This is a genomic window from uncultured Chitinophaga sp. (assembly GCF_902168175.1).
In the GTDB taxonomy this organism is placed as follows: domain Bacteria; phylum Bacteroidota; class Bacteroidia; order Chitinophagales; family Chitinophagaceae; genus Chitinophaga.
Genome location: NZ_CABHOU010000088.1, coordinates 1 through 6,535 on the forward strand (window position 1 = coordinate 1; position 6,535 = coordinate 6,535).

Consider the following 6,535-nt stretch of genomic DNA (forward strand, 5'->3'; position numbering starts at 1 on the left):
TTTGAGTGAAGGGATTTCTTTAGTAGCTGTAGTTTGCTGTACCTGCTGGCTTTTAACAGGGCCTGCGGCAAGCAGGCAGCCCAGGTATATGACATAGTGGATCTTCATCATTGATATATCAGTTTGTGATGGAACGCCGCGGTAGATTACCGCCAGCAAGTATGTAAGATACATTCCAAAATTAATGATGCCGTTATAAAATGGATGAGTGCAAAAGAGTGTCACGTTGTTACCGGTGTGCAGGCACATTGAAGTAGAATAATCGCAGCATTTATGTAGAATTAGCGCAGTATAGACGTAGTATTTAACACCATCCGGTAACGATATGGCAAATGTTTGAATACCATTTAATTGCAAACAAAAAACGACAATTACGACAAAAACGACACGCAATTTTTCCAGTCGCGGTGAAGCCGCTATTTTTACATTAGTGGCGAAAGGGACGGCCGGTGTAACAGTCCTTTTACTTAAGATGATCATTCGATGAACGGGAAACAATTACAGGCGAAACTCGAAGAACTGCTGGGCGGCCTTACGGTTATCAGGATGGCCGATGGGTTTAAGGTGCGCCGTAAACGCGGACCCAAACGCGATCAGGTGTTGAAGGCACCGGAATTCGAGAACACCCGTGGCAGCCTGGCCGACTTTGTAAACGCCAGCCGGGCTGGCAAAACATTGCGTAATTCACTGAGGGAAAGCCTTTGCCATGTAACAGACAACGGCATGTACAACAGGCTGACGAGCCTGATGTGTAAGGTGCTGAAAACTGATGTAAAGAACCCCGCCGGGTCAAGGAGTTTTCACCAGGCGGGGTTGTCGCAGTTGCGGGGTTTTGAGTTTAATGGGAGAAGCGCATTGGGCACTACTTTGATGGCGCAGCATAAGGTGGAGGTAGACAGGCGGAGTGGGGAGGTGAGGGTTTATGTAGCTGCTTTCAATCCATCGGTATGTGTGTATGCGCCGCCGGGAGCTACGCATTTCGTTCTCCATAGCTCTGCCGCAGCGGTAGACTTTCATAGCCGTACCTATACATCCGCCTATATGGAAACAAACATGATACCGGTAGATTCGGGTAAATTGGATGAAATGGTGTTGCGCATGCAGCTGCCTGCATCGGGAAGTTTGCCTATGTTCGCCGTGCTGGGGATTTACTTTGTGCAGGAAGTGCGTGGGGTGGTGTATCCGTTGACGAATAATAGTTATAATAGTTTGGTGTTGGTGGCGGTGAACGATGAGACACCGGGAGCGCCTGCAGGGGCACAATTGGTAAAAACAAAAGGTGTAAAGAAAGAAGAGAAGCGGACATTAAAGGTGTTGCTGGTGTCGCGGGAATCGAAGCCCCGGGGCATAATAGCGCCGGGATGGAGTCTGCCGGACGGTTAGCTAATATATTTGATAGCATAAAATTTAGCGGCTAGTGTCCCCTGATCGAATATTCGGCCAGGCCCGCCAATAAAATATTCCGATGGCGAATGCGCATGCATGATGGCTGCTTTTAATATCAGATCGTTTAAAAAAAGGTAATAAATATTTTTTTTGCAGACATAAAATTTTCGTCTTTCTTTGTACCCGACATTTAATGAGTGCCCGGTTTAGTTGTTTGGCTTTGTGTTGCCTCAGTTTGTTACGAGTCAATTATACCCATACCATATGGAAATTAGTAGCTGAATAATCCACCCTCGTGCCCTAGCATGTTTGGCCCGGTTTACAATTTCTTAAAGTATACCCAAAGTTGCTTCCGCGAAGGAAGTTGCATTTGGTTTTTGCAACCCAGATGATGAATGTTCGTTGCGTCGTTTTTTGACGCAGAGAATCGGCGTTGCCTGTATTTTAATCGAAAATCCCTGTACATCAGTATGAGACATTTATTGTTGCTCATCTGGCTGCTTTTGCTATGCAGTACCAGTTCCTTTGCACAAATCACGCCTTTGAAGGTAATGAAGGACACGGTGCGTGTTGAGAATGCCGAGTTAATCATCGAAAATGGAACAAAGGAAGTCAAGGGCTTTCTGTATAACGCCCATGGCGGAAATACCTCGTTTAAACAACTGGGGAAAACCTTTCAGTTCAGGCCTGGCGATGCCGGGTTTCCCGCCGTTGGAGAATCTAGCTTCAGTAATCCTGAACTGGTAAATACCTACATAAAAGTATGGCGTAACGGCCTGCTGCAGTATCGTAACTATGCAAGGGGCGTGTTGATCGATAAGGAAACTGGCGTGATAAGCTTTTACCCTCCGCTGTCGGATACAGATCGTGTGTATATTGAAACGGCTATTGGTTTTGAAGAGGAAGCCCCCGTAGACAGCCTGCCTGAAAATAATCTGAATGAACTGCATGCCGGTATCTTCGATAACGGCGATAATACTTTTGTACTCAGGTGGACTACCAACCATTCTTCGCTGTACCAGAGGCCCGTCATGGGCGGCATAGGCTCTTCGACGCTCGAAGGAACGGGTACAGAAGCGCCTAACCGTTTAAGAGATCGAATTGGAGCATGGTTGTCCTCTTCGGCTATTTCGCCAACATGGCTTAACGTGGCAGTGGGAGGGTTTACAACAAAAGATGTAATGCCCATGGAGATGGGCGGTGTGCCTGGACATACGATCTCCACTACCATGCAAATGAACCCTGATTTCATTTACTGTTGCCTGAACTCCAATGATGCTGCCAATGGGATACCTGTAGCTCAGTCGATGGTGCGATTAAGGCAAATCGATAGTATTGGGAAGAGCAGGGGAGTACCCATTATTTTTCATACCACACAACCACGCAACAGCATCGGCAGCAACCTTCATCTTTTAACGGAATTGGGCGACAGTATCCGGCAAACATGGCCCAAGCGCCATGTGGATGGCTGGGCGGTAGTAGTAGATCCGAATACGCCGGGACAGTTAAATCCGTTATTTGATTCTGGCGATGGCCTGCATCTAAACGCAACAGGAACACTGGCGCTTTCCCTGGAAGTATTTAAGGTGTTGGAGAATTACTTCGTGCCGATTAGCGGTGTAAGCAGGTATTATATCGACACATCCTACGACGGTGTTCAATGGGCGCCGTTTGATGTGATACAGAGCGGGAATGTTGTAAAGAAGTCTTACACTAAGCCACGGCAAGGGCTGATTTATTTCCGGGTGCGTGCCGAAAAGGCTGCTGCTGAGTTTGTAACCTCGACTATCGCAAAATTATTACCTCCTAAAGTAGTGATACAACCCGACCATCGCATACTGATTGACCTCGGTGGCGATAATCTGAATACGGTGGATATTAACCAGGGCCTTCCCGGTGGAAGAAAAACTGCATCGCCTGATAAATTCGGGAATTACTGGAATAACTGGTTTGGTTCCGGCGGCGCACTGGGCTTCAGGGATGGCGCCAATATCAGGGATCTCGTAACAACCATCAACCGTCCAACTCCTTTAACGGTGGAGCTTATTGGCACACCGGCGACAGATGGATCATTTACCACGAAGGCGCTAAACTTTGATGGCATAGCCAAAGATATTGGCGATTATCCTGCAGAGGCAGTACGCGACAACTTTTTCGTAAATGCAGGTAATGTAGGTGAAAACGGGGTGATCCTGAGAGTAAAAGGCCTGTCGTCCGGTAATACCTACAAAATAAAAATGTTAGGCACCAGGATCGTTGTACCAGACGGCAACCGTTTTTTACAAAGTAAAGTTGGCAACGAACCCTGGACTGCGGCCAAGATAATGGAAACACGTTACCAGCCCATGCAACCGGGCGATTATGATAACGCGATCACACATGTTATAACGGGCGTTGATTCGGCCGACATCTACATTAAGCCAAGAAATGCCACTTACGCTCATATCAGCGTACTTGACATCGGCATCACGGGTACCTTGCCACTCACACCATGGCTGACGATCAATGACACGTCGATCGTTCTTCCGAAAGATTCCTTATTGCTGGTACCTGGTATTGAAACGAACAATATCGCGATCAACACCTATGAATGGACACAGGTAAGTGGCCCGTCTGTAGCGAACATTCGTAGCAGCAACACGGCTAATACGGTGATCGCCGGGTTGTCTAATGGCGTGTATGTATTCAAACTCAAACTAACAACCGCTACGTCTAATATCGTAGACGAAGTAGCCGTGTCGGTTTTCCCGGCCTCGCCTAAACCTGCGATGCGCGTATATTTTTCGGCCACAGCAGCTAACCCTGTACCCGGCTGGGTTAATTTATACGGGGAACCCAGCCAGGCAGTTATCACTGCTAACGCAACTACAGCCCCCTGGAGCATCAGCTCCGTTTCCACAGCAACCTGGGCACCTCTCGGGCCTTCCAACGGCAGTAATACGGATGGAGAGGTAACCGGTAATAACAGCGGTGGTGTGCCCGACGAAGTACTTAAAGGTTTTTGGTATAACTACACCGGGATTTCAGAAGCGCACAACCTCAGGATATCCGGGCTTATTCCTTCTAAAAAATACAGGATAACTATAGTGGGTTCACGTAGCTCCAGCAAAGGGGCTACTGCACCGAAGTCTGGTTATTACGCCATCAACGGAGCATCCCAATGGCACGATGCATACCAGAATAAAGGCTTGTACGAAAGCGCTGCCCGGACAGGTAAAACCGTGTACACGGACATTTCTCCCAACAGTGCGGGACTCATTTACATTGATGTATACGTGCCTGCGGGCGCTCATCCATACGGTTCCACTTCTTTTATTAATGCGCTCATTGTTGAGGAGCAGTAAAGAGGTGCAGGTGGTTTAAATTTTTGAAAGATACTTATGCTTAGTAGTGTACGTTTTTTAATTATCTGTATGTTGATGTGCGGTTTTGCTGCGCATGCACAACAGGTATCGCTGAAGATATCGAAAGATACCGTTACGATTATGAATGCCGAACTGGTACTGCAAAACAGCAGCCAGCAAAAAGGCGGTTTCCTGTATAACAAAGACAACGGCAAGACTTCGTTCCAGCCAGTAGGAAAGGCGCTCCAGTTTAAAGTGGGCGCACCCAATTACCCCGCTGCGGGGGTGAGCTCCTTTAGTGATTCGTCGCTGATAGGGAAATATATCAAAGTATGGAGGAATGGGCTGTTGCAGTACCCCGACTATACCAGCGGTATAGCTGTAGATCCTGAAACAGGCACCATCACCTTTTACCCGTCACTGGCCGCTAATGAATTGATTTTTATAGAAGGCATTACAGGCTATGCAGATGTGGAAAGGTCAACGGCAGCATTAGCCGGTTCGAACATAAAGGCGCTGTATGCCGGGGTGTTCGATAACGGCAATAACACATTTACGCTGCGCTGGGCAAGCAATCATACCAACCTGTATAATTACCCCAGGTTCATCGGCATTGGCTCGTCTATGCTGGCAGGCGAGGGCCTTGCAGCACCGAACCGGCTGGGCGACAGGATCGGCGCCTGGCTGAATGGCTCCACCATATTTCCGATATGGGCGAATTATGCGTTAGCTGGCCTGAATAGCAATGCAGTTGTACCAACAATTTTGAACGGCACCAATGGACGCAATATAGATGCCGCCCTTGCTGCTAACCCCGACATTATTTTTGTGTCCCTACCCACGCAGGACGCTATTGACTTGTCTGTAGCACAGTCAATGGCAAATCTCCGCATGTTCGATGAAATTGCCATTGCTTCAGGCGTGCCTGTTATTTTTGAAACCACGCAACCGGCATCTGCCTATGGAGCTGAAGACCAGCGCGACCTGCAGGAACTGGCAGACAGCATCCGTAATGCCTGGCCTGATCGGTTTGTAGAAGGCATGGCGCCTTTATACGATCCATTGTCTGCCAGTCCGGCGGGAATTTTGCCGCAGTACGACAATGGCGATGGTGTTACCCTTTCGCCCACCGGCGTTCAGATTGTGGGTAACAATCTTTTCAAAAAACTTAAAGCCTATTTCCAGCCGATCATCGGCGTATTAAAATATACCGTTGATACTTCCTACAATGGCACCACCTGGGCGCAATTCGATGTAGTAACTGATGTGAGCCTGGTGAGAAAAACATACAACAGACCCAGAAATGGGCTGATCTATTTCAGGGTGAAAGCATTACTGTCTGACTCTACCTTTATGACCTCGCGCGTGGGCATGCTTGCCCCGGCGACTACTCACGGTAACGACTTTATGCACCGTGTACTCATCGATGTAGGTGGTAATGGCGTAAACACGGTAAACGGCAGCTCGGTCGCCGACGGCAAACTGGCGCAGTCGCCCGATAGCTGGGGCAAGACATGGAATAACTGGACTGGGGTTTCCACCGGGGCCGGTTTTCTTAATGGTACTGGTGTGGCTAATCTCGTCACCACCACCAATCGCCCTACACCGATCTCTGTTAGTATTACCGGGAACCCCACCGGGAACTTCGGCAGCACCTTCACCAAAGCGATCAACTACGATGGTTTTAAAGCCAGTGTAGGCGATTATCCAATGGAGGCGGTGTATGATAACATGTACATTTACAGAGATTCCATTAACTATGCCGACGGTATTAAGCTGCGTGTAAGGGGGCTTTCCAAAACCAA

3 protein-coding genes are annotated in these 6,535 nt (G+C 48.3%); all 3 read left to right on the top strand.

Features of this window, described 5'->3' with window-relative positions; genetic code table 11:
* Nucleotides 1–483: 483 nt before the first annotated feature.
* A complete protein-coding gene (locus tag QZT80_RS18990) occupies nucleotides 484–1,383 on the top strand; it encodes a hypothetical protein (protein ID WP_295125705.1) in 900 nt (299 codons plus the stop codon).
* 473 nt (nucleotides 1,384–1,856) lie between these two features.
* A complete protein-coding gene (locus tag QZT80_RS18995) occupies nucleotides 1,857–4,730 on the top strand; it encodes an SGNH/GDSL hydrolase family protein (protein WP_295125708.1) in 2,874 nt (957 codons plus the stop codon).
* 69 nt (nucleotides 4,731–4,799) lie between these two features.
* A partial coding sequence (locus tag QZT80_RS19000) for an SGNH/GDSL hydrolase family protein (protein ID WP_295125711.1) occupies nucleotides 4,800–6,535 on the top strand: 1,736 nt, incomplete at its 3' end.